25 protein-coding genes are annotated in these 23,775 nt (G+C 35.8%); 9 read left to right on the top strand and 16 right to left on the bottom strand.

Features of this window, described 5'->3' with window-relative positions; genetic code table 11:
- Nucleotides 1-167: 167 nt before the first annotated feature.
- The 5 genes from parE to GNT69_RS14440 all read left to right on the top strand — a co-directional run bounded on the left by parE (nt 168) and on the right by GNT69_RS14440 (nt 7,081).
- Nucleotides 168-2,147 (top strand): DNA topoisomerase IV subunit B, encoded by a 1,980-nt coding sequence (gene parE / locus GNT69_RS14420; protein ID WP_203555681.1) that lies wholly within the window; start codon nt 168-170, stop codon nt 2,145-2,147.
- Entirely contained in the window at nt 2,144-4,579 is a 2,436-nt protein-coding gene (parC, locus tag GNT69_RS14425) for a DNA topoisomerase IV subunit A (protein WP_203555682.1), read from the top strand. Before parE ends, parC begins: the two co-directional genes overlap by 4 nt.
- 185 nt (nt 4,580-4,764) lie before the next feature.
- On the top strand, nt 4,765-5,520 hold the full coding sequence (locus GNT69_RS14430) for a hypothetical protein (protein ID WP_203555683.1): 756 nt from the start codon (nt 4,765-4,767) through the stop codon (nt 5,518-5,520).
- 92 nt (nt 5,521-5,612) lie between these two features.
- Entirely contained in the window at nt 5,613-6,104 is a 492-nt protein-coding gene (locus tag GNT69_RS14435; protein WP_203555684.1) for a staygreen family protein, read from the top strand.
- A 755-nt stretch (nt 6,105-6,859) separates the two neighbouring features.
- Nucleotides 6,860-7,081, top strand: a complete 222-nt coding sequence (locus tag GNT69_RS14440; protein ID WP_203555685.1) for a hypothetical protein — start codon at nt 6,860-6,862, stop codon at nt 7,079-7,081.
- Between the two features lie 27 nt (nt 7,082-7,108).
- Here the strand turns inward: GNT69_RS14440 and GNT69_RS14445 are convergent, their stop codons facing one another.
- From GNT69_RS14445 to GNT69_RS14465, 5 genes are all read right to left on the bottom strand, one after another.
- A complete protein-coding gene (locus tag GNT69_RS14445; RefSeq protein ID WP_203555686.1) occupies nt 7,109-7,744 on the bottom strand; it encodes a TVP38/TMEM64 family protein in 636 nt (211 codons plus the stop codon).
- A gap of 22 nt (nt 7,745-7,766) precedes the next feature.
- Nucleotides 7,767-8,483, bottom strand: a complete 717-nt coding sequence (locus GNT69_RS14450; RefSeq protein WP_203555687.1) for an endonuclease/exonuclease/phosphatase family protein — start codon at nt 8,481-8,483, stop codon at nt 7,767-7,769.
- On the bottom strand, nt 8,473-10,074 hold the full coding sequence (locus tag GNT69_RS14455) for an alkaline phosphatase family protein (protein WP_203555688.1): 1,602 nt from the start codon (nt 10,072-10,074) through the stop codon (nt 8,473-8,475). Before GNT69_RS14455 ends, GNT69_RS14450 begins: the two co-directional genes overlap by 11 nt.
- 77 nt (nt 10,075-10,151) lie before the next feature.
- Nucleotides 10,152-10,775: a DUF6944 family repetitive protein gene (locus tag GNT69_RS14460; protein ID WP_203555689.1), complete on the bottom strand. Its 624-nt coding sequence runs from the start codon at nt 10,773-10,775 to the stop codon at nt 10,152-10,154.
- 200 nt (nt 10,776-10,975) lie between these two features.
- Nucleotides 10,976-11,908, bottom strand: a complete 933-nt coding sequence (locus tag GNT69_RS14465) for a D-2-hydroxyacid dehydrogenase (protein WP_203555690.1) — start codon at nt 11,906-11,908, stop codon at nt 10,976-10,978.
- A gap of 188 nt (nt 11,909-12,096) precedes the next feature.
- Between GNT69_RS14465 and GNT69_RS14470 the strand changes: the two genes are divergently transcribed.
- From GNT69_RS14470 to GNT69_RS14480, 3 genes are all read left to right on the top strand, one after another.
- A complete protein-coding gene (locus GNT69_RS14470) occupies nt 12,097-12,708 on the top strand; it encodes a DUF421 domain-containing protein (RefSeq protein WP_203555691.1) in 612 nt (203 codons plus the stop codon).
- Nucleotides 12,709-12,718: 10 nt separating this feature from the next.
- Nucleotides 12,719-14,014: a voltage-gated chloride channel family protein gene (locus GNT69_RS14475; protein ID WP_203555692.1), complete on the top strand. Its 1,296-nt coding sequence runs from the start codon at nt 12,719-12,721 to the stop codon at nt 14,012-14,014.
- A gap of 176 nt (nt 14,015-14,190) precedes the next feature.
- Nucleotides 14,191-14,673, top strand: coding sequence for a YhcN/YlaJ family sporulation lipoprotein (locus tag GNT69_RS14480; protein WP_203555693.1), 483 nt, complete (start codon nt 14,191-14,193; stop codon nt 14,671-14,673).
- A gap of 122 nt (nt 14,674-14,795) precedes the next feature.
- On the opposite strand, the gene GNT69_RS14485 is transcribed toward GNT69_RS14480, so the two are convergent.
- The 4 genes from GNT69_RS14485 to GNT69_RS14500 all read right to left on the bottom strand — a co-directional run bounded on the left by GNT69_RS14485 (nt 14,796) and on the right by GNT69_RS14500 (nt 18,541).
- The gene (locus GNT69_RS14485) at nt 14,796-15,056 is read right to left on the bottom strand and encodes a hypothetical protein (protein ID WP_203555694.1); all 261 of its coding nucleotides are present in this window, start codon (nt 15,054-15,056) and stop codon (nt 14,796-14,798) included.
- A 146-nt stretch (nt 15,057-15,202) separates the two neighbouring features.
- Nucleotides 15,203-16,543, bottom strand: a complete 1,341-nt coding sequence (locus tag GNT69_RS14490) for an MATE family efflux transporter (protein ID WP_239094236.1) — start codon at nt 16,541-16,543, stop codon at nt 15,203-15,205.
- 114 nt (nt 16,544-16,657) lie between these two features.
- Nucleotides 16,658-17,077: a universal stress protein gene (locus GNT69_RS14495; RefSeq protein WP_203555695.1), complete on the bottom strand. Its 420-nt coding sequence runs from the start codon at nt 17,075-17,077 to the stop codon at nt 16,658-16,660.
- A 15-nt stretch (nt 17,078-17,092) separates the two neighbouring features.
- Complete coding sequence (locus GNT69_RS14500) at nt 17,093-18,541, bottom strand: SulP family inorganic anion transporter (RefSeq protein ID WP_203555696.1); 1,449 nt, start codon at nt 18,539-18,541, stop codon at nt 17,093-17,095.
- Between the two features lie 192 nt (nt 18,542-18,733).
- Here GNT69_RS14500 and GNT69_RS14505 point away from each other — a divergent pair, with 192 nt between their 5' ends.
- Nucleotides 18,734-18,970, top strand: a complete 237-nt coding sequence (locus GNT69_RS14505) for a hypothetical protein (RefSeq protein WP_203555697.1) — start codon at nt 18,734-18,736, stop codon at nt 18,968-18,970.
- A gap of 57 nt (nt 18,971-19,027) precedes the next feature.
- Here the strand turns inward: GNT69_RS14505 and GNT69_RS14510 are convergent, their stop codons facing one another.
- The 7 genes from GNT69_RS14510 to GNT69_RS14540 all read right to left on the bottom strand — a co-directional run bounded on the left by GNT69_RS14510 (nt 19,028) and on the right by GNT69_RS14540 (nt 23,404).
- Entirely contained in the window at nt 19,028-19,213 is a 186-nt protein-coding gene (locus GNT69_RS14510) for a hypothetical protein (RefSeq protein WP_203555698.1), read from the bottom strand.
- A 92-nt stretch (nt 19,214-19,305) separates the two neighbouring features.
- A complete protein-coding gene (locus GNT69_RS14515) occupies nt 19,306-19,572 on the bottom strand; it encodes a DUF1292 domain-containing protein (protein WP_203555699.1) in 267 nt (88 codons plus the stop codon).
- A 185-nt stretch (nt 19,573-19,757) separates the two neighbouring features.
- Nucleotides 19,758-20,261 carry a flavin reductase family protein gene (locus tag GNT69_RS14520; RefSeq protein ID WP_239094237.1) on the bottom strand — a complete coding sequence of 168 codons (504 nt, stop codon included), beginning with the start codon at nt 20,259-20,261 and terminating at the stop codon, nt 19,758-19,760.
- Nucleotides 20,262-21,064: 803 nt separating this feature from the next.
- Entirely contained in the window at nt 21,065-21,535 is a 471-nt protein-coding gene (locus tag GNT69_RS14525; RefSeq protein ID WP_203555701.1) for a hypothetical protein, read from the bottom strand.
- A 187-nt stretch (nt 21,536-21,722) separates the two neighbouring features.
- Nucleotides 21,723-22,145 (bottom strand): hypothetical protein, encoded by a 423-nt coding sequence (locus GNT69_RS14530; RefSeq protein WP_203555702.1) that lies wholly within the window; start codon nt 22,143-22,145, stop codon nt 21,723-21,725.
- Nucleotides 22,146-22,384: 239 nt separating this feature from the next.
- On the bottom strand, nt 22,385-22,672 hold the full coding sequence (locus GNT69_RS14535) for a YjcQ family protein (RefSeq protein ID WP_203555703.1): 288 nt from the start codon (nt 22,670-22,672) through the stop codon (nt 22,385-22,387).
- 348 nt (nt 22,673-23,020) lie between these two features.
- Nucleotides 23,021-23,404: a hypothetical protein gene (locus GNT69_RS14540; RefSeq protein WP_203555704.1), complete on the bottom strand. Its 384-nt coding sequence runs from the start codon at nt 23,402-23,404 to the stop codon at nt 23,021-23,023.
- Nucleotides 23,405-23,775: the final 371 nt, after the last annotated feature.

Genomic DNA, 23,775 nt, shown 5'->3' on the forward strand with positions numbered 1-23,775 from the left:
AGCTTAGGAGTAAAAAAAATTGTGATAAACTAAAAACAAAGAACAAATGTTTGTAAGGTCTTTTTTTATTTTTGAAGGATTAATCAAACTACAGACCGAATATTATGTTGAAACATTGACAAGAAACAGATGTCAATGCGCGTTGCAGTTATGAAAGGGGTATTTTAGTGGCTAGAAACCAACAAGCATTTCAATACAACGATGATGCCATACAGGTACTAGAAGGGCTTGAAGCGGTCCGTAAACGTCCTGGTATGTATATTGGCAGTACGGATAGCAGAGGGCTTCATCATCTAGTCTATGAGATCGTTGACAATTCCGTTGACGAGGTTCTCGCAGGTTATGGTGATCAGATTATTGTTAAAATCCACAAGGATAACTCCATCTCTGTTCAGGATAAAGGGCGCGGAATGCCAACAGGAATGCATAAGCTTGGAAAACCTACTCCAGAAGTTATTCTTACCATTCTTCATGCCGGAGGGAAATTTGGGCAAGGTGGGTATAAAACAAGTGGGGGCCTCCATGGAGTAGGAGCATCTGTTGTTAATGCGCTCTCAGAAAAATTAGTTGTCACGATTAAGAGAGATGGCTTTGTTTACGAACAAAAATTCGAAAACGGAGGAAAGCCAGTTACGACTCTAGAAAAAATCGGGAAAACGAATCAATCCGGGACAACCATCCACTTTAAACCAGATCGTGAAATTTTTTCCACAACTACCTTTAATTACGAGACTTTATGCGAAAGGCTGCGCGAGTCTGCATTTTTGCTTAAAGGATTAAAAATTGAAATTATTGATGAACGCCAAGATATCAGAGATGTTTTTCATTATGATACGGGTATTGAGGCTTTCGTTGAATATTTAAATGAGGAAAAAGATGAACTCCATCCAGTTGTTAGTTTTGAAGGTGAAAATTCGAAAATTGAAGTTGAATTTGCTTTCCAATTTAACGATGGCTATTCAGAGAACATTTTAAGTTTTGTAAATAGTGTTCGTACGAAAGATGGAGGTACTCATGAGATTGGAGCGAAAACAGCGCTGACTAGAGCTTTTAATGAATATGCTCGGAAGGCTGGCATATTAAAAGAAAAAGACAAAAATCTTGAGGGAGCAGATATTCGCGAAGGGTTATCAGCGATTATTTCTATCAGAATCCCTGAAGATATGCTTCAGTTTGAAGGACAGACAAAAGGAAAGTTAGGAACAAGTGAAGCTCGTTCAGCAGTAGACTCAGTCGTCTCGGAAAATCTTGCTTATTTTTTAGAAGAAAATCCGGAAACGGGCTCTCTATTAACTAAGAAGTCGGTCAAAGCTTTTCAGGCGAGAGAAGCAGCCCGAAAAGCAAGGGAAGATGCACGGAGCGGAAAGAAACGAAAAAGATCTGAAACTGTTCTTTCCGGGAAACTAACTCCTGCACAAAGTAAAAATCCAAAACGAAATGAACTTTATCTGGTAGAAGGAGATTCTGCTGGAGGATCAGCAAAACAGGGACGTGACAGACGGTTTCAAGCCGTTCTTCCTTTGCGTGGAAAAGTCATTAATACCGAAAAGGCTAAACTTCAAGATATCTTTAAAAACGAAGAAATTAATACGATCATTTACACAATTGGTGCTGGAGTCGGCGCCGATTTTATAGTCGAAGATGTAAACTATGACAAAGTTGTAATTATGACTGATGCTGATACGGACGGGGCCCATATCCAAGTATTGCTTCTTACGTTTTTCTATCGCTATATGAGACCGCTTATTGAAGCAGGAAAAGTATTTATCGCTCTACCGCCACTTTATAAGGTCAGCAAAGGGAGTGGAAAGAAAGAAGTCCTTGAATATGCCTGGAGTGATGACGAACTACAAGGGGCGATTAATAAAATTGGCAGAGGATACATCATTCAGCGATACAAAGGGTTAGGTGAGATGAATGCTGATCAACTATGGGATACTACAATGAATCCTGAGACTAGAACTTTGATTCGCGTAAAAATTGATGACGCTGTCCGTGCAGAACGTCGAGTAACAACCCTAATGGGAGATAAAGTCGAACCTCGACGGAAATGGATTGAAGCGAATGTAGCCTTTACATTGGATGAAGGCGACAATATTTTAGAAAATGAAAATATCATTGTTGCAGAGGAGGTTAGTGAAGAATGAGCTCTGTAGAAAAATTTCGCGACCTGCCTCTAGAAGATGTCCTTGGTGATCGCTTTGGTCGTTACAGCAAATATATTATCCAAGAGCGAGCTCTTCCTGATGCTCGTGACGGATTAAAACCTGTTCAACGAAGAATCTTGTATGCGATGCATGTTGAAGGAAATACGCATGAAAAAGGCTTTAGAAAATCAGCTAAAACAGTTGGAAACGTGATTGGTAATTATCATCCGCACGGAGATTCGTCTGTTTACGAAGCCATGGTACGGATGAGCCAGGATTGGAAAGTGCGAAACGTTTTAATTGAAATGCATGGAAATAACGGGAGTAATGATGGCGATCCACCGGCTGCGATGAGATATACCGAAGCTCGTCTTGCGGCTATTTCTGCTGAATTGTTACGAGATATTGAAAAAGAAACGGTTGAATTCATTCCAAATTTCGATGATACTTCAAAGGAACCAACCGTTCTTCCATCGATGTTTCCCAATTTGCTTGTAAATGGATCAACTGGAATTTCCGCTGGATATGCAACTGATATTCCCCCTCATTCTCTTGACGAAGTGATTGACGGGGTTATTATGCGCATGGACAAACCAAGCTGCTCTGTTGAGGACTTAATGACTGTCGTAAAAGGTCCTGATTTTCCAACTGGTGGGATTATTCAAGGTGTGGACGGCATTTTAAAAGCGTATCAAACAGGAAAAGGAAAAATCATCGTACGCGGAAAAACGGACATTGAAACGATTCGTGGAGGCAGACAACAAATTGTTGTGACAGAAATTCCATTTGAAGTAAATAAGGCGAATCTTGTTAAGCGAATCGATGAACTTCGTTTCGACCGCAAAGTAGAAGGGATTTCTGAAGTTCGTGATGAAACCGACCGTACCGGACTACGAATGGTTATTGAATTAAAAAAAGAAGCCGATGCAACAGGCATTTTAAATTATTTATTTAAGAATACAGATTTACAAGTCACATATAACTTCAATATGGTCGCTATATATAATAAGCGACCAAAGTTAATGGGACTAGCAGATTTAATGGATGCGTATATCGCTCATCAACGAGAAGTAGTTACTAGGCGTTCTGAATATGATTTGAGAAAGTTCAAGGATAGACAACACATCGTTGATGGCTTAATAAAAGCTTTATCGATTCTCGATGAAGTGATCGCAACGATTCGTGCATCGAAAGATAAACGTGATGCTAAAAATAACTTAATTGAAAAATTTATGTTCACTGAGGCACAAGCAGAAGCCATCGTTTCCTTACAACTATACCGGTTAACAAACACGGACGTCACGGCTTTAAGAGCGGAGCAAGAAGAACTTTCTGAAAAGATTAAGGAGCTTGTGTCCATTCTTGAAAGTGAAAAGAAAATGAATTCAGTGATAAAAAAAGAATTAAAAGAAGTGAAAAAGCGCTTTGCCGATGGGCGGAGAACAAAAATTGAGGCAGAAATAGAAGAAATTAAGATTAATATGGAAGTGCTCATTGCAAGTGAAGATGTGATTGTTACCGTAACAAAAGACGGATATATAAAACGTACAAGTCAGCGGTCATACGCGGCTTCGAACGGCCAAGATTTTGCAATGAAAGAGACGGATCGGTTACTTGCGCAATTTGAGATGAATACGAAAGACGTTCTTCTCTTATTTACGAACAAAGGGAATTATCTGTATATCCCGGTTCATGAGCTTCCAGATATCCGTTGGAAAGATCTTGGGCAACATGTTGCCAATATTGTTCCGCTTGAACGGGATGAGCAACTTATAAAAGCGGTAGCAGTGAATAATTTTGATAATGAGGAATACTTGTTATTTGTTACTCGTAACGGAATGGTTAAGAAAACCGAGTTAAAACAATACAGGGCACAACGCTATTCTAAAACATTGACAGCGATGAACGTCAAAGCTGATGATGAAGTAATCGATGTTCATTTAACAAACGGAAGTAAAAGTTTATTCCTTGCAACACATTTAGGATTTGGGTTATGGTTTGCTGAAGAAGAGGTTAGTCCTATTGGAATTAGGGCTGGAGGCGTAAAAGGAATCAATCTCAAAGACGGTGATTATGTGGTTGGAGGGAAAATAGCCGATGAAGCTTCTGAACAACTAATTATCCTTGCCACCCAGCGAGGGGCTGTCAAGAAAATGAAGCTTTCTGAATTTGAATTATCGACTCGTTCGAAGCGAGGAGTGGTCATGTTACGTGAATTAAAGAACCATCCGCATCGGATTGCAGGTGTAGAAATCGCCACCAAAAATGATGAAATCTTCCTATTAACCGATAAACAGCAATTAATTACCATTAAGCCAAGTGATCTTCGGTTCAATGATCGCTATTCAAATGGTTCTTTTATATTTGATGATAACGAAAGTGGACAACTTAGTGCTTTATGGAAGTTGGATGCTGGTACGAATGAGAATTAAAAGAATGAAACCAAAACTAGTTCAATTTGAACTAGTTTTTTGTTCTCTAGTGAATGATTTTCATAACAAAAATAAACATGAGCTTAAAAAATAAAACTTAATTTTTACTGTAAGGAATTTTGCATATTCACTCCCAAAAATGGGCATTTTAGATAATATAAAAAGAACTTAGCTGAGGAGAGAATATGAACAAAATAATTTTACTACCAGTTGCCATTTTTTTTACGATTTTGTTATCTGCGATTACGGTTGTTTTTGCTATTGATGACCGTGAGCAAAATAAACCTATTCTTTCAGAACAAGTTGATTTAACAGGTGATGGAAAAAAAGATCTAATTACGTTTAAAGGAATTCCTTTAGAAAATGAATCTCTTTTTTTAAAGGAAATTATTATGAAAGTAAAAACATCAGAGGGTAAATCTCACAAGATAAAGTTGGAAGAGGGTTATTCACCGACAATAAGTTTTCATGATTTAAATAATGATGGTGTAAATGATGTACTTGTTGATGTTCAAACGGGCGGAGACGATGAGACTTCACATTATTATTTATATTCATTCAAAGATGCTAGAAAAGTAAATCTTAATGTTCCAGAGTCGTTAATGATTAGTTCTCAATATAAAGATGAATATGAGGCCTCTATTAAAATTATTGATACAAATGAAACATTTACATTTGATTTGAAAAATCGAAAAGATATATATGATCAACTCGGTTTATATATTAACGGAAAACTTAATGAACCAATGGAGCTAGTTGTTGAGCCTTTTTCAACTTTACAACCAATAAAGTTAGAAGGAGATCGTCTCGGTTTAAAAGGGGTACAAAAGTTTAACGGAGTTGCGAACGGAGTCCCCGTAGGTGTTGTAGAATCAAAGTGGCTGCTTGAAAATGGGAAATGGCAGCTGATTGAAACATCTGTTCGAAAAAATAATGATTAACATGAAAATTCTAGGCAAAAGTAACAATTCCTTTCCAATAAACATATATTATGGTAATAATAGGTAAGTTTTCTGGAAAGGAGTTTTCTGCCGTGAACAAATTTAATCCAGATAAATTGTATGTAAAGTATTCGCCACCAATGAATGGATTTGGGCCAATAGAAGGTAGGAAATATACGTTGACCCATTCTGATGAAACGGGAGAACTGTATTTAACGATTGGCAGAAAGTATGATTACGTAGAGTTTGATCAAAAACTACGTGATGAAGTACTCGGGGAATGGAAGACGAGAGACGGTGAATACATGTTATTAGGGAAGGTATATATAAGTGGTGGCGAGTTTGATGAAAAATTTGCGAAAGTACGCTATTTAATTTTCAAAAAAGAGCTCGAACTCGCTTTAACTGCGATTATTTACGGTGATCGCAATCTTTTTTTACATTACCCGTGGCTACTTGATAGTTCAATATATATACAGTTTGAATCGATTTATCCAGAGTATGATCAAATATTATATTATGGCACACCAAGACAATATTTAGCGGCTGCAAACAAACGAAGAGGGAGTCAAACGAAAGTGTGAAGTTTATTTTAAATAAAATAAACTAATAATTATATTATGTAAACTAAAGGGGAAGTTAATGTCAAAAAATGTTCGACTAATGTCAATTAATGATCAACTAACTAAATAGAACAGTTTAATTCATAAAGAACAAAGAATTTACGTGAGTAATGTAAAATCTTTGTTCTTGTTTTTTAAAAATTTATAAATGCAACAAAGATTTGTTTTAGTATGAAAAAACGTTTCGTCTCACTAACACAAGTATACTTAGCAAATGAGATAAAACGTTTTTTATAATTCACAACTTCCGAGAATATATATTATGTAAACTAGAAAAGAAAAAATGAAATGGCGACTACAAATCCATGTTCACGTATCCCCCCTTTTACTTAAGGCTCTGTTATTGTTCATTTTCGTGTAGGTATATGAATTCATAGGCGGAGAATTTCCGCTTAACGTATATGTTGGAAGCTCAATAAGCAGATATAAGCGGAGAAATTCCAGTTAACCCCCCAATATAAGTCAAAATCTAAAGATTTAAATAAGATAACCGGAAAAACTTCCTTTATTTTTAGGGGAATTTGGGTATTTCCCAATTTAAACGGTTTTTTTTCGCTTATTTTTTCAAACATCGTCAAATTAGAATATTGGGTATAAGCAATTTGTTTTTTCCTATATTCATCTATTTATTACTCACCTTTATTAATAATGTGTATATTCTATAGTGCAGCCACATAAACGGGGAATTTGTAAAAATAATGAAGGAGAAATGCAAGATGATTGTAATTCAATACTTTGAAAATAAATCACTAATTTTTAGTCATCTCGTTGAAAATTTTGTAGCATCAGTCGGTGATATCATTATTATAAAAGGCCGAAAAGCAGATATTTTAAGTGTCAATAAAATTAATGGAGATCTCATTCAAGTTCATTTTAAATTTCATCCAGTAATTAAAAAACCATCATTAGTTAAAGACACCAAAAAGAAAAGACGATAATATTGTCTTGTACTTGTTTCATCCAACTTACTCCAAAATGACTTTAGACTTTCCCTTATACCACCATCGATAAACGATAAGTACAACAATTAAAAACGCTAAATAAATGAAAATCCCAATAAAAATTGAGTGGGTTGCTGCGAAAAGCTGATTACCTAAATACGCGTATATAATCATTCCAGGAATTTGGCCCATTGTAGTCGCTATAATATAGGTTTTAAAGAGCATCGTGCTTAAACCAGAATAAATATTTACGACGGGTGGTGGAACGACGGGGATCAATCGGCTAAATAACACAGCAATAAAAGCATTTTGGCTAATAATCCGGTCAAATTTTTTAATTCCTTTATACTTTGAAATATAATTTTGAAACTTCTCAACAAAAAAATAGCGTGCCATTATGAAGAAGGTCGCAGCGGCACCTACTGAACCAATCAAATTGATAGCTGAACCAATCCCTACCCCATATTTTGCACCCATCAATCCAGCAAACACACTAAAAGGTACAATCGGAATTACACCAAATAAGATAGCTAGGATAAACATGATTGGCAAATGCGATAATCGGCTTTCATTTAACCAAATCATGAGTGGTTCTCGATAAGAGAAAGCGAATGATAGAATCATTCCGTAGATGATGAGAAAAAGAATTCCTTTTTTCATAATATTTCTCCCTCGTATGAACTTAAATCGTTAACGTAGTCACAAGTGGTAAATGATCAGAGGCAATCGGCATATCATTTGAAATTTCAGCATTGAGTATTTTGAACTCTTTGCTAGTAAAAATATAATCTAATCTCATTCTTGGGTTGTTTGAAGGGTAAGTAAATCCTCTACCTTCCCCTGCTTCATGCCAAACATCATTATATCTCTTTACTACCCTTTTCCATTTCCTTGTGTATGGTTTCATGTTCCAGTCACCAAGAATAATTGCAGGATTTTTAATGTGATTTATAATCAATTCGCTTTGTCGTTTGTGAAGAAATGGATTTAAACTTAAATGAGTAACATACACATTCAACACCTTGCCGTTTACGGTGATGGTCGTTTCAAGTATGGACCTCCCTTCAATGATTTGAGGGAGAAAATTGAGTAAATATGGCTGGCTTTTCAAAATCGGGAAACGGGATAGAATCCCATTTCCATATTGTCGAATCATATCAGCCTCTCGTGACTTTACCGTCAATGATGGACTAAAAGCAAAGTAAAAATTTAATTTGCTGGCAAGGAAATGAATTTGGTCAATAAAATGACTCCTTTTAGAAAATTGTTTGTCGACTTCGTTAAGGCCAATTATGTCTGCCTTACTTGTAGAAATCACTTCTGCGATTCTTGATAAATCCACTTTTTTATCTAACCCTTTTCCGTGATGAATATTGTACGTCATGACTTTAATCTTCACCTTGGATATCCTCCATTACCTCAACCTTTGCTTTGGGATCTAATATTTTAAGAATCCATTCTTTAAAGTCGACGATTCGTTCATGTTTAGGTTTTTCTTCCGTACCAGTGACGATCATCGGAAAAAACGTATCTTGTTTATGTAACGAACCATGTCCTGCTCCCCCGACATGGGTTGGCGAGCCTTCGCCAACAAATTCAAAGCCAGGCTTGGCGTCCACGATCAAATAATCCCCTTCATGTGAATAAAATGCACTCGATAGTCGGGCAAGCCCATCTGGATAGTCATTGTAAGTAATTTCGTTTTCTTGATTAATCTGTAGGTTTAAAATTTCGATATTCCCCTCTATTGACCATGCTTGTCCATATTGATCAGTAAAGTCTCCCGATGGTTTAAAAGCAAGTGTACCGATATGGTCAGTCGAAGTTACTTTTATCCACTCGCCTTCCCTCCATGCAATATGATCAATTCGATTATCAGTAGATAAAAGTGTAATGATGTCCTCGTTTTTTATGTTTTCATCTAAAATATAAATGAATGACATTCGCTCATTTAAACCAAGGACGAGTTGATCTTGTTTTTGAACAGGCTTGCTAATCTTATGAATTTGATACGGATTAAGCAACTCTCTTAAGTCAACTAAAGCTTGATTTTTAACTTTCCCAATATCTGTTTGACCACTATCCCCCATCACAATCCAAACGGTGTCTTTTATCGCTTCATCCCAGGAAGAATAGGAATTCAAAATTTCCTGTAGTTGTTTATCTGCATCTTCAATCCCTTTCGTAGCATTTACCCCTTTTTTATGCACGACTTTATCGTTATCTGAAAAATACACTAATGAAAAAGCTGGCAGTCTGTCGTGTTCAATTAAGTATTTCATTTCTTCTGTAGCAAATTTATCATTGAAGCCGAAAGCCTCCCAAAAATTCGTATGTTTATTATCTGGATGTATGGTCGACAGAAGTCCATATGAAAAAAAACTTGGCCCTTTAACTGAGTCATTTTCATCTAAAAAGCCAATCACATCTAATATTTTTGGAGTGTTTAAAGGTTTGTTATTCTTTCCACGATAAACGAGCGTATTGATGGATGCCGTTGGCCCATTTACTACCTCATGAATGGTTTGAACATTTTTATTCATATGGTCGTTATTTAACTGAAAGAGACTATTATGAAAAACTTGTTTTGGTCCAAGTTTCATGATTTCCTGTTTCGCACTTCCATAGCTAATCAATCGATTATTTTTTGAATCAAACCATACGAGTGCTGGGATTTTATGCTGATCGGGATAAGTCCCTGTTAATAATGTGCTATCAATGGCCACGGACATGGTTGGATAACTGCTTACAATGTGCGGATAGTAATTTCCGTTATTGATTAAAAACTCAAGCGCTGGTGCCTTCTTTTCTTCAAGTACAGATTGGAGTGGTTCATCCATAATCGAATCGATGATCAGAACAACTACTTGTTTAGAAGAATCATTTTGTGGTTTGGTAGCTTGATTGCTCGTTTTATCGGTTGTTTTCAATAAATTAAAAGAGATGATTACTAATGCAATTATGAAAAACAGAGGAATGAAAAATCTCAAAAGGTTGACAACTCCTGTTTAAATAAAATAATTATTGTGAATGGACCGTGTTTGCTGTTATCTTAGCGTTATCTTTTTCAATCTGTTTCATTTTTACCATTCCTAGTTTTTTTATCCTTTCCTTTAAATAGTAGAAACTCACTCTGCTCACTTGCCATGAGTTCATCCGTTAAGAGAATGGCAACAAAGTTTGAGCCAATTGCCTGCAAAATAGCCCCAATCGTTGATAGAATTTGTGCTTTTGCTTCCTTGTCATTTAATTCATACATGCCCCCGATTGCTTCTAGGCCAGCACCCAATGCTTGAATCGAATTCCCGATTGCGAATAGATGTTCACCTATTATATAATCTCCAGCAGCCGCAATAGAGGCACCAACTGATTGAAATGAATCACCGAGTATCTCTAATCGAATATTATCTGGATTTTCTCCCTCAACATCTTGTAAATAGGCAGCTAGTGAGCTTGTTGCTGCCCCAGCACCGTCAATCCAGTTTCCGGCAAAACCAAAAGGATACTCTTCAAAGGCGGTTCCTACAACAAGGGATCCAACTGCTTGCAGACCTTCCCCGATTGCCACAAGTTTATTATTTATTTCATCGATTCCCGCTAAAGCCCTAATTTCTGCAATCGCGGATATAATTGTACCGAGCGCATCAATCCAAGCTCCTGTTAAAACTTTGTACTCATCAGTGCTACTCATTACTCCACCTCAATTAATCGCAGATTAACTAGCAGTAATCCCCCATTGATGGATTCCATCTTTTTATTAATATAGTCTTAACAAAGGAAAGAAGTGATGGTCAAAGTGCCTTTCCTTAACATAAATGAGTTAAATGCAGTATCTTAACACAAAAAGGTTCGCCAACTTGGCGAACCTTTTTGTATCTCTATTTTAGAAATTTAATATCCCTTTGAAATATCAACTGTATTATGTAGTGGTTTCTTAGTTTCTAACTTATGTAATGTTTCAATAAAACAGTCTACTCCTTCTTCAGGTGTAGTAACTGCTGAGATATGAGGGGTAATGAATAATTTAGGGTGATTCCAAAATGGATGATTCGCTGGGAGTGGTTCTTCCGCAAATACATCAAGGACAGCGAACTTTAAATTGTTACTTTCTAATGCACCTAATAAATCATCCTCTTTTAGAGTCGCTCCCCGGCCGACATTAATTAACCCAGCATGAGAAAGTTTCTTAAAGATTTTTTCATCTAATAAATGGGTCGTTTTTTTAGTTAACGGCAACGTATTTATTAAATAATTCATTTCACTTAAAATTTCGTAATGGGATTCCAGTGTCATTACTTGCTTAAAATGGGCTTTTTGTTTTCCGCTTAATGAAACTCCATATACATCTACACCAAATGATTCCAAAACTTTTGCAACTGTTTGCCCAATCTCTCCTGTCCCGTATATCATCACCTTTTGTTCGTTTAAAAGCTTTGGTGTAATAGGATTCCATTTTTTATCTTGTTTTAATTGTTGAAAGTGGTCATGATTTTGAAGGTCTTTCAAAATGAAGCTTAAACAATACTCGGAGATTCTTTGTCCAAAAGAGCAAATCGTCCTTGTTAATAATATATTTTTCGGCCATTGATTGTTTGCTAAAAAACGATCGACCCCTGCCCCGAGTGAATGCCCCCACTTTAAATGCCGATAATCAAGATTTCCTTTCATGTTGAATGAAACGAATGCATCTGCCCAATTTAAATCTGTTTGCGAAACTTCTTCTTCTGATAAAAATCGAAAGTTTTTGTCGATTCGCCTCTTTTCGAATATATCTTGAATTTCTTGATGCATGGGACTTGCAATAACAATATTTTTAATTTCCATGTCTCTCACCTCGATTATCCATATGTTCTCTTATATTATCAAAGTTCGGTGAAATAGGCATTATTTTATAGTATAGGAAGATTAATGTACGTATACAATTGGAATCCGCTATATGATATTTTCTTATGCTTCGGTAAATGATAAATAACGACAACCTTTATAACGATCCTTTTGGGAGGGGTTATAACTTGGATTTGCATTTTATTTGGAAAGCCATTGTGATTGTTATTGGTGGAGTACTTATTTTACGATTGGCTGGTCGAAAATCGATTTCACAGCTAACTGTCGCTCAAACAGTGATGATGATTGCTGTTGGTTCATTAATCATTCAACCCGTCGGTGATCGAAATATATGGATAACGATGGTTATTACATTAATCCTTGTACTAATGCTGCTATTAATTGAGTTTCTAGTATTAAAGTTTGATTTTTTAGAAAGGTTTTTTTATGGAAAGTCGATTATCGTTATTGAAAATGGAGAAATAAATGAAAAGAATTTACGAAAACTGCGATTAACGGTTGATATGTTAGAGGTTCGCTTGAGACAGCAAAATATTCAAGCGATTAGTGATTTACAATGGGCAACCATTGAGTCTAATGGGCAATTAGGCTATGTGCTGAAACCTGAAAAACAGTATGCAACAAAAGAAGATGTTCACATGCTGTTATCACTCATTAAGGAAAATCAATCACAATCGAACAATCCAGGAACAAATCGTTCGAACCCTATCTCGAATAACATTTTTAGCGAAATCAAGAATAAGCGACATGAGGAAGAACCACAAAACCACTTAAAATGAGGAATTTGCAATGAATATCAGATTCTCTTATCAGAGCTTATTTAATACTTTATGCAAATGGGTTTTATTAGGTGGGCTTGTAGGCGTCATTATTGGCTCAACAACGGCCCTCCTTTTAAATGTGAATGATTTCTTAGGCAATACTCGCGAAAATAATTCTTGGCTAATATATTTTCTTCCTTTAGCAGGAATTGTTATTGGTTTTATATATATGAATTTTGGTAAGAGCAATGGAAGTGATTCTGCTAAATCAAATAATTTGGTTATTGATAGTGTCCATGGAAATAAAAGAATGCTACGAAGAACGGGACTGTTAGTCTACTTAGGAACATTTATTACCATCTTATTTGGAGGTTCAACAGGAAGAGAAGGTGCAGCTATTCAAATGGGAGGGAGTGTCGCGCAGTCGGTCAATAAGTGGTTTAACGTTTCTAATTTAGATACGAAATTGATCTTAATGTGTGGAATTAGTGCTGGATTTGGCGCTGCTTTTGGTACCCCTATCACAGGAACCGTTTTTGGCATGGAAATGGTCGCTTTAGGAAAGCTGAAGTACAAAGCGCTCGTACCTTGTTTAGTGGCAAGTTTTATCGGTCATTACGTAACCGAAGGAATTTGGAGAGTAGAACATGAGAAATTTATCGTTGAATCGGTACCGAAGATTTCTGCTCTATCATTTACAAAAGTAATCGTATTGGCAATTATTTTTAGTTTAGTTAGTGTCCTATATTCCCAATTAAGGCATGGTACCGAACGGGTTTCTGAAAATTACCTAAAGAAAAACCATATGCTTAGAGCCTTTATTGGAGGAGCAATTATCGTTGTCTTAACAAAGCTAATTGGTACGGAAGATTACAACGGACGTGGGTTAGACATGCTTGGGCAATCTTTTAAAGAAGACGTCCCCACTTATGCCTTTCTAGCTAAGCTTGTGTTTACGGCGATTACAATGGGAACTGGATTTGTCGGCGGAGAAGCGATTCCCTTATTTTTTATCGGAGCGACATTAGGAAATACATTGCATGATTTTTTTCATTTGCCGATGTCATTTCTTGCTGCTATAGGGATGATTGCTACTTTTTCTGGCGGTGCGAACACCCCTATTGCTGCCTTTCTTTTAGCTGTTGAAATGTTTGAAGGAAAAGGGATTGAATATTTTTTTGTTGCCAGCCTTATCAGCTATATTTTTTCAGGTCATCATGGACTATGGCCGTCACAAACAATATATGAGCCAAAAAGTAGATTGTTTCATATTGCTGATGGAGAAACGATTGAAAATGTTGAGAAAAAAAAGAAAGGAAATTAACACGAGATTTAGCCATTTGGTTTTCAGTTCAAAAAAAGAATTTACACAAAAATAAATAACTGTTCTCTCCCCTCTGCTCAACTTTATTTTTGTTTAAAAAGGTGAATTTCCTTACATAAGAAATGATTAATTGGAAAACATAAGAAGGAATAATTAAAGATTTTGGAGGGATTCACATGGTATTAATAAAAAGACTCACTATTCTATTGTTAGTCGTCGCTTTTATTTCAGGCTGTGCGATGGGAAATCAAGCGCGTGATGATAATGATCGTGGTGCTCAAGTTCAAAATGTTGATAATAACCGCGGAGGGGAAAATAATCAGACTCGCATGGAAGTAGCTGATAAAGCTCAAGATAAAATTACAGATATGGACGAAGTTCGTCGTGCCACAGTGATTGTAGCGAACCGCAACGCCTATGTTGCTATTGTACAGGATGATGAATCTAAAGGAGATGTAAGAAGAGATTTAGAACAAAAAATCTCAGATCAAGTGAAGGAAACAGACAATAATATTCGCAATGTATTTGTTTCTAGCAACCCAGACTTTGTCAATCGAATGAATGATTATGGAAGTAAAATTGAAGGTGGACAACCAATTCAAGGGTTATTCGAGGAATTTACTGAAATGGTTCAAAGAGTTTTCCCTAACGCCAGATAATCGCAATGAGCCTGCTTTTCTACTTAGTATGAAAAAGCAGGCTTAATTTTTTGATCATGAAAAAAGTCCCAATCTGGGGAATTGGGACTTTTTCATGATTATTATTTAGAAGATTATTTTACTTATCGGTTTTGTTCTTCCTCGTCATCTTGCTCTAGTTCTGGATGTTCGCCTTCCATATTTTCATCTTCTCGAGTATCGTCAGTCTCATCTAAAGGCTCATCGCTAGTTTCATTTTCATCCATTGGGGCTTCTTCTCCAGTAGGAACTTGCTCTTGGTTTTCATCTACAGGTGGAGAAGGATCCTCATTTGTCCCACAACCTGTTATTAATAAAAACGATAACATCATGCTTGTCAGCATTATTAGCCATTTTTTATTCATTTTCTTTCTCCTTTCAAAATGTGGTTTCTTTCTATGATTAACCTTTCCAAAATAGCTAAAACTATGTACAAAATACCATAAAGCCTAAAAACATTTTTAAACTAGTTATACTCAAAAAAACAACAGCCCAAAATGAGCTGTTGTTGTTATCCGCTTTTCATAAATAGCTCTCGCTTGCGCCAGTTGCCAAATGTAAAATAACTGAAGGAAAAAAGACTGCTGAGGATAAAACTGATGCCCATCCCTAGAGCAATTCCATTAGGACCAATCATTGAAGAACAAATGTAAGTTAAAGGATAGCGGAGCACCCAAAATGAAAGGATATTTAAAATAAGGACTTGATACATTGCCCCAGCTCCCCTAACAATGCCGTTTAAAATAAAATTCAATCCGATAAATGGATAAAAGAACGCGATTATCTTTATATAATTAGCTCCAAATTGAGTAGCTTCGCCTTGAGGGATAAACAACCTAATTAAAAAGTCAGCGGAAATAAAAATGATAATTGCCATCATTAGCATGATAATTAGATTATAAATAGCTCCATAAATGGCAAGTTGTCTGATTCGATCCCAGCGATGGGCACCAATATTTTGACCAGCCATACTATTCACCGCTGTACCCAATGCCATTGCAGGTAAGGTGATTAAACTATCAATTCGCTGTGAAGCTCCAAATCCGGCAACGACGCTCTCGCCATATGTATTCACTACACTCATAATCGCCAATACACCCGCGTGAATCACCATCATTTGTAATCCTGACGGGATTCCTAATTTTAATATTAGCTTCACCTCTTCTTTACTAGGAAGAGAAGGAATCGAAAAGGGCGCTAGTTTTCGTTTTAGTGTGTAAATAAGTCCGTAAAGAAATGAGATTCCTTGTGAAAAGACAGTCGCATAAGCGGCTCCCTCTATCCCCCAGTTAAAAACAGCGATAAAAATAGGGTCTAACACTGTATTTAGTAACACAGCAACAAACACGAAGGTTAACGGCGTTTTGCTATCCCCAAGTGACCTTAATACCGAGCTAATAAAGTTATATCCTAATAAAAATAGAATTCCGATAAAGTTAATTCGTAAATAGGCGTTCGCATCAGCTAGTAATTCTCGAGGAGTGTCAAGTAATAATAAAATCGATTCAGAAAAGATAAAACCAAAGGTTCCAGCTATAAGAGCCAATCCGCTAAGCACTATTACAAAGGCATTTAAATACGACTTCAGACCGTTGTTATTTCCTTTCCCCCGCTGCTGAGATAATATCGTCAAGGTTGCATGGTTAATTCCGATAATAAAAGATAGAATAGTCACAACAACGGTCGAAGCAATTGTGATTGCCCCGAGCGCATTGGCCCCAAGTAAATTCCCGACCCAAAGACTGTCAATAAATTGGTAAGAAACTTGCAATAAATTCGTAAGCATTATAGGGGTTAAAAATAAAAACAACTGCTTCACAGTAGAGCCAGTCGTAAAATCATGCTGCGCCAAAGTAAGGCCTCCCTTCAACGTTCGAACAAATGAATATTGTATCATAATCATCAGAACGAATCAGCGAAATTGCACCAATAAAAAAAACTGGAGATTTCCTCCAGTTTTTTTTATCTATTTTACGATTAAAACAGGACAATTTGCTCGTTTAGCTACTTTATGACTTACACTCCCTAATACAAATTCTTGAAGAACGTTGAGTCCACGGCTACCAATAACGATGACATCGAATTGATTTTTATTTGCATAGTCAACGATAACGGGGCCAGGATCTCCTTGGAGAATTTTCGTCTCGTATGTAACCCCTGATTCCTCGGCAAGTGTTTCAATTCCTTTGATTCGGTTTTTATGTTTGTCTCCGATGTTCGCTGTATTCCAATTACTAAGCACGTCCGATTTTACTTTTCCATGATCAATCACGTAAACGATTTCAATTTTTGAATCATTACTGCATTTACAAATATTAATTGCATTCTCTGCTGCCCTCTTTGAATGCTCAGAGCCATCCGTTGCTAATAATATTTTTTTGTACATGCATTTCCCCCCTCTTTAATGAGAACCAAGCTTATTTGTTAATTTATTTATTAATTCTGTGCTGTCTTTGTTTAATCCTCTTACTTTTATATTTATTTTATTTTCTTCAAATTTAGCCACAATTTTGTCGATGGCAGCAACGGCTGAGTCATCCCATATATGTGTGCGGCTAAGGTCAAGCTCAACACTGTGAATCTTTTCCTTGTAGTCAAACTTTGTCAACAATTCAGTAACCGACGCAAAAAACATTTGCCCTTTTACATAGTAAATCCTATGATTCCCTTCTAATTGACTATCGACTTCGATGTTGGAAATTTTAGATACGAAAAAGATTGCACTTAATAGGATGCCAGTAAAAACACCGATGGCCAAATTATGTGTGAACACAACAGTAACTACGGTACTAATCATAACGATAGCGTCAGTTCTTGGAATGATAAGCAATGTACGCAAGGAATTCCAGTCAAATGTACTAATTGACACCATAATCATCACCCCTGCTAATGCTGCCATCGGAATTTGCACGACAACATTGCCCAAAACTACGATTAAAAACATTAAGAAAATGCCTGCAATGAAGGCTGACAGTCTTCCTCTCCCACCAGATTTTATATTGATGACAGACTGTCCAATCATCGCACACCCAGCCATGCCACCAAAGAATCCTGTAATGATGTTAGCAATCCCTTGTCCCCGGCTTTCAACATTTTTGTTGCTTTCTGAGTCGGTCATATCATCAACAATTGAAGCTGTCAATAATGACTCTAATAACCCAACAACAGCTAGACCAATGGAATAAGGGAAAATAATCGCTAATGTCTCAAAATTAAGTGGGATTTGGGGAATTAGAAACACTGGTAACATTTGCGAAAGGTTTCCCATATCTCCCACTGTTCGTACACCATAATTCATCAATATAGAAAGGGCGGTGATCACAACGATTGCTACTAACGTCGACGGAATCGCTCTCGTTAAATAAGGAAACAGATAAATAATTGCTAATGTTAATCCAACTAAAACATAAACAATCCACCCTTCACCTACAAAATGTTGCACTTGAGAAGTGAAGATCATGATGGCCAATGCGTTAACAAACCCAATCATAACGGATCGTGGTATAAATTTCATATACCATGTTAACTTAAATATACCAAAAAGAATTTGAATAATGCCTGTTAATATCGTTGCCGCTAATAAATATTGAAGACCGTGTTGGGCAACTAAATCAATAAATAAAAGGGCCATTGCTCCTGTTGCTGCAGAAATCATACCAGGCCTCCCACCAACAAAGGCAATTGTTACTGATATTGTAAAGGAAGCATACAGTCCAACCATTGGGTCTACTCCAGCTATAATTGAAAATGCAATCGCCTCGGGAATAAGGGCTAGTGCGACGACGATGCCAGATAAAATATCTCCTTTTATATTTCCAAACCATTGTTGCTTATACAATTGCTGCTCCATTTTCATCCACCTCGATTTTAGTATGGACAATTTTTCACTAAACAATGAAGGAGTTTACTGTCAGTCCTTCAGCTATGAATCGAATCATGTAAGAAAGTGGATGATTAAATACTAACGGAGGAAAACAGACTTAAGATGAGGGCTAAGTTATTTTTTCACTTCCTTCTCAATCCTATATTGGAGGTTTCAATAATGATCGAAGATTTAGAGACATACGACTATGAGACAGGGGTGCCAATTCGCACATTTAATATAATAGATACTCATGTTACCGCTGAAGGATATGAAGTTCATTTAAATGTTGATTTAGACAGCGGATATGAATTGGAAGATGTAAAAATGAAAATTTCCTTCGAAGATTTGGCTGCCTATGAAACAGAAGATGTTCATGAAGGGGTAAAGTATGCCCTTGGCTTTTTCACTAAATAAGAAGACGGAACCGAAGCAAAAAAGACAGTACCTTTGTAGGTAACTGTCTTTTTTGATCTAGCCCATCCCGGGCTGACGATTTTTTAGTTGCCTTTTTATTCCCTCGTCTCGGTCTCCTCCATCAGATAGTTCTTCTGAAAATTCATGCTCTTGAACCCCATTTTTACCGATGAGCTTTGAAGTACGAATGGTATTTGCCTTTAAATTATTATTAGGTGCAGCCTGTTCATTCCATTCTCCCATTTAAAAGCCTCCTTTTTGGCTAGTCATTTTAACTTGGATTTTTAAATTAGCCAAGAACACACCTGACTTCAGTCAATGAACTCCACATTTCTTTAGTCACTCAAATCCGCGGGAGCAGCATCAACGACGATTTGGTACGCATCGAAGATTGCTTTTTTATCCTGTTCGTTTGTCAATCCGACAAGATGTTGCCCGTGTTCGTCTTCTTCTACTTGCATTAAGACTGTATCTTCATTGCTCCTAAGTAATGCATACGTTTTTTCATGCATATCAAACATCGCTTCAACTTCATAAGATATTTCTTTTCCCATTTCATCTTCAACCGTAATTAGATCACGAATGCTGTCTGTTTTTTTCATTTTATCACTTCCTTTTTTGCATAATAAAAAGTTAATCATTCATCCCCTTCCGAATTCATTTTTCCCTTCCTGAAAAGAATCATCCTTATTAGAGAGCAAACTTAAAGTTAATCATGCTCATTATAATTTTTAAACAGAAAAAGCCCCTTCCTCGTATGAAAGAAGGGGTTCTTATTATATTTATATTAATCTTTTTTATAAAAGTCGCCAGGAATCGGCCCGAAATTACGCTTATGATATAAAAGCGGCTCTTTCTTTGCACTATCAATGTCAATAACTTGTCCAATTAGGATTGTATGATCACCTGCATCAATCGTTTTAAATGTTTTACATTGTAAAACTCCAGTCGCGCCAGCAATCACAGGAAGGTTATTTTCAGAAAACTTCCAATCGCAATTGGCGAAACGGTCAACTCCTTTTGAAGCAAAAACAGAACATACATCACTTTGGTCACTAGCTAAAACATGGACCGCGAATTTTTCTGTGTTTTTAAAGACATCATGAGAGGAAACGCGTTTATCAATTGACCATAAAATTAATAATGGATCAATTGAAACAGATGCAAAAGAGTTAACTGTTAGGCCAAGTGGTGTACCATCTTCAGTAACCGTTGTAACAACAGTAACTCCTGTAGGATAATTTCCTAATACTTCTTTAAATAATGATTCATTTGTAACATTTGTCGTCAAAGTGAACACACCTTCCATTAATATAGTATATAGTTATATTAACAACTTTTAGACGGTGTGTACATTCTTTTGTATCATTTTTTTCATTTTTTTGATTATTTTAATAAATCTTTCCTTGCCGAAGTCATTCGTTGCTACCCATTTTTCCCCATTAATCACTGGTATACTTCTATGAACAGACATTCGATCAAAAGCAGGGGTTTCCATCGTACCTAAAAAGCGATCAGCCGTTTATTTTCATTATAGGGGTCCAACCAACAAAAAGCGCAAAACATACGCTAAGCAAATTTCGACATAAAGAAAGCCGATTTTTCCTACGCTAAGAAAGTATCGGCTTTTATAGTTGTTTTGGAATTTAAAGATTCATCCTTATGCCATTAAAGCGCCCGATTGCTGAAGATTGAAAAGCACGAAAAAGCTGTAAAATAGTTTCCGATTATTTTACTAAAACACCAGCTAGTTCATTTTTTCCTTTTGAACTTTTAAAATTTCTTTTAATGTTGAATGAATATTGTTAAGGCTTATTAGAATAACACCTAACATAACAAAAGTAACAATTTCTTGTGTGATAAAGGAGATAACTCCAAGTACGAAGAAATACAAAGTATATAACCAGTTTTTCATTTTGATTTTCCACCCATCCCCTAAATATTACTTTTATTCTAACATTATATAAAAATTCTTTCTTCAATAATGCTGGCCCTATAAAGAAGGACGCTTTCTTAAAGAATCGCGCCCGTTTGCGGAAGATCGTTGTATCAATTCAATCAAGAAACTCTCCCGTTAATAGAAGAAGTATTCCCTTACCAATTGTTTAAATATATAACATCATCACTTCTAATTACTTGAAAGGTTAAATCGTCATTCACTTTAAGCATTTCAGCGATATTGTTAATCGTTTCTCCTGAAAAAGATATCCCATAGCCGTTATTGTCAGGATAACCATAAATATAACAAACGACTTTTGCATCCTTCATAAAAACTACTTGGTTCATTCCTTCACTAACGGTTTCTCTAATATTATCCCATTTGTAACCAACTGTTTCATATATTTTATCTTTTGGAGTATACGGGTCAAAAGTGTAAACTGTATCCCATTCAAATGGAGTGACATCTAATAAATTTACTGATTCAACCGTTTGTTCAATTGATATTATTCCGTTTCTTAATAATTTTTCATTTGCTTCCCATAATTCTGTCTTTAATAAATTTATTAAAACGACTACACATATTATTATGATAGCTACTATTGCTATTATTTTTTTAGGTTTCAATTGAATAGTCTCCTCATTTTATTTATTCTGCTCTTCAACTTTTACTTCAATAATAAAAAGGGCAATCCCTGCTTATTCAAGGATTGCAACCCGTTAGTAGAATAAGGGCTATACACAAATTTTAAAGATTTAACAAAGCCTAAAAAATAGCCATCGTCTTTTTGATGATAGTCTTTACACAAGGCGGTTATTGGAAATTATTTTTTTCTCGATTTATACACTCACTATATGAGTTGACCATTAAATTTCTATACTTTGGTAAATCTTCTATGCTTTGCAATACAGATTTCCATTGTATCTGAGTTTTCTTTTTCTGGGCTTCAAAGAGTGTATCATCTTTATAAGCTGCACGGTCAGCCCTTGAAAGATTTAAAGCTATCCATTTAGTTCTATCTGTAAACTTGAATCTTACAAAATCAAAATCCCAATCATTCCCACGCAAAACTATAGTCGCATAGCTGTCACTTTTTCTAGTAACCTCAAGTTTGTCGATATCAATAACAGTGTCTTCTAGCATCTCAAATATCAGTTTAACTGCTTGGGTTTCTTCTTCATTTAAATTAATATCTCGTTCTTCACCATAGTGACTTAATTTTATTCTCGAATCCATTTCCTTACCTCCAATTCTTATATCCTAACTAAATGATAAAAGCAACTTCCTACCGTCATCAAAGTTAACTCAGACAAAAGGTATCCCTTACTGTGATATTAATTCTATGTATCAATTAGTAATTCCTTTTGTATTGACTAACCTGCGTTAGTACAATGATTTCAACTAAAATACATTAAACCTTGTTTGATTAACGTACCATTGCAGTAGAAAGAATAAATTCCCACTGTTTTGAATGACTATAGTTTTAACCAATCTCTTATTTCTTTTATACCCCTATATGTCTTTGCAAATGAACTGTTTTTCTCTAAGTAAGTCTCACCATCTTCTGTTAAATAAGCCGTTCCTTCAAACAGCTGAGGTCTATCATCTGCGTAGAAAAAACCTTTTAAATAGTTTTCTCTATTTAGAAATCTAACAGCGTCATCAAATTGATCTGCGGTAACTGCAAAGTCATCTTCAGTAAGTGCTTTATTACCATTGTCGATTTCTTTCAGTATGGCGTACCTTAATTTGTCTTTATTCATTATTTCTCTCCTTCTTTTTAATAAATTTGCCCGAATGCTAAACAAAGATCAAACTGGATACATTCATTTACGAAACATTATGAAAAAGGATTCAATTAATTCGGTACTTTAACAATCCTGCCATTTAAATGATTAAAGGCCAAGAAAAATAGACTGTAACAGTCTATCGTTTTTCAATTTTCATGTCCTAAACCAAAATAGACGCATCCCTTGTTTGAGAAAAGCGCCCGATTGCTTAATATTGTAAATAAGAAAAATGTGAAACAATGTCATACTCAATAATTTTACTAAAGCTCCCGTTACTTCAAAAAGATGAGTTTATTACCAAGTTTAATATCTATAAAGAACCTATTTAATTTTATCTGTTATTTCGAAGGTAATTTCTTCATTAGGATCCAACTGTTTCATCTTAACTCTAACAGTTCCTTGCTCGTGCGCTTCCACATATTCACTTAACATAATTGACTTTGGGTTTCCTTCAATATCCCGATAATTTAACATTAAACTGATTGAAATTTCTGCCGTTGAATATTTAATATTTATTTCCTCACCCTGTGGTATCGTATAGGTATGTTCTTCTTCAGGTGTAAGCCAAATTGTTTGTTCGAAAAATGTATCATTGTGTACTATGATTTTTATATTCCCTCTAAAAATAAAATTAAAAGCAATATATATTACTACAATCAATACTATTGCAAAAAGAGCAATTTTTAAATACTTGGTATTTCTCACTTTATCCCCCCTTTTTGTTGCATAACCTGCCTCGCTAAAAAATTATCGACTGCTGCTTGTTCAACAATCGCACCCGTTACTTAATGAGTACAATTATAAAATAAGAACATACAAGTATAATTACGGAGACAGTGCATGTAGGATCGTTTCAGCTCAACATGACGGCTTTCATTCCGATTTTTAGTTAATCAGTTGTAATTGCTTGATAGCAATTCTCCTATTTCGTGCTTTGGCACTTATAAGGAAACGTTTCGCACTGTAAATCCTTCACAATCTCTAATTATTTTAACATAAATATCCAAATTAACTGCTAAGTGTTATTATAGTGATAGGTAAGCTTTTGAAGTTATCGCCAGCTTTTCCCCCACTTC

Source organism: Bacillus sp. B15-48, assembly GCF_016879755.1.
Classification (GTDB): domain Bacteria; phylum Bacillota; class Bacilli; order Bacillales; family Cytobacillaceae; genus Mesobacillus_B.